Annotated in this window: 1 protein-coding gene and 1 pseudogene; both read left to right on the forward strand. The window is 66.1% G+C overall.

The window, feature by feature from the left end; translation table 11 throughout:
• A pseudogene (locus BM244_RS22455) lies at positions 1–903 on the forward strand (IS21 family transposase); the annotation flags it as partial.
• Positions 890–1,287 (forward strand): ATP-binding protein (locus tag BM244_RS22460; RefSeq protein ID WP_139227105.1); only part of this gene is annotated, 398 nt, incomplete at its 3' end. The pseudogene BM244_RS22455 and the gene BM244_RS22460, both read left to right, overlap by 14 nt.

Here is a 1,287-nt window from a genome sequence, read left to right on the forward strand (position 1 = left end):
GCCGTGACGAGCGTGTTCACAGGCAAGGAACGGGTTTTCAACCGGCGTTTTCTGGTCATGGCGAACCACTACATGGTCGAGCCGACCGCATGCTCGCCGGCAGCCGGCTGGGAGAAAGGCCAGGTCGAAAACCAGGTCCAGACGGCACGCGGTCGGTTCTTCCAACCGCGCCTGCGCTTTGTCAGCCTCCAGGAGCTGAACGGCTGGCTGGAGGCGGAATGTTGCCGCTGGGCCGACCTGCACCAGCACCCTGAGCAGAAGGAACTGACGGTCGCCCAGGCATGGGCTGCCGAGCGCGGTGTGCTCCAGCCGGTCGCCGCGCCCTTCGACGGGTTCTACGAGAGCGAGCATGCGGTGAGCGGCACGTGCCTGATAAGCTTCGACCGCAACCGCTATTCCGTCTCGGCCAAAGCAGTGCGGCGCACGGTCCAGGTGCGTGCCTATGCTACCCGCATCGTCGTGCGCCTCGGCGATGAGGTACTCGCCGACCATCCTCGGTTCTTTGGTCGCGACCGCACCATCTACGACCCGTGGCACTATCTGCCGGTGCTCGTGACCAAGCCCGGCGCCTTGCGTAACGGCGCGCCATTCCAGGACTGGGAGTTGCCGCCTGCGCTGTCACGACTGCGGCGCAAGCTCGGCGCTGGCGATGATGCAGACCGGCGGTTCGTGCGCGTGCTTGCAGCGGTGCTCGACGACGGGCTCGATCTCGAGGCGGCCGTCCGTGAAGCATTGCTGGCCGGTATCACCAGCGACGACGTCATTCTCAACATCCTCGCCCGTCGGCGCGAGCCGCCACGACCGTTGGCCATCGCCACACCCGAGGACCTGGCGCTGCGCCATCCACCTCGTGCCGACTGCGGTCGCTACGACAGCCTGCGAGGTTTCCATGCAGCGGCATGAGATGATGACGGCCATGGCCGAATTAGGGCTCAAGGGCATGGCTGGTGCCTTCGACGAAGCGGTCACCACCGGCCTGCAGCGCAAGCGTATGACGATGGAAATCCTGACCGACCTGCTGCGGGCAGAGACGGCCCATCGCCATGCAGCGTCGGTCCGCTACCGGATGTCAGCCGCCAAGCTGCCGGCGGTGAAGGACCTCGACGCCTTCGTATTTGACGGCACGCCCATCAACGAAGGCCTGGTGCGCTCGCTGCACAGCGGCTCCTTCTTGGCCGGCCAGCGCAACATCGTGCTCGTCGGTGGTACGGGCACCGGCAAGACGCACCTCGCCAGCGCCATTACCGCCAACGTCGTGCGAAACGGCGCCCGCGGCCGCTACTTCAA

This window comes from Sphingomonas sp. OK281, assembly GCF_900115295.1.
Lineage (GTDB): Bacteria > Pseudomonadota > Alphaproteobacteria > Sphingomonadales > Sphingomonadaceae > Sphingomonas.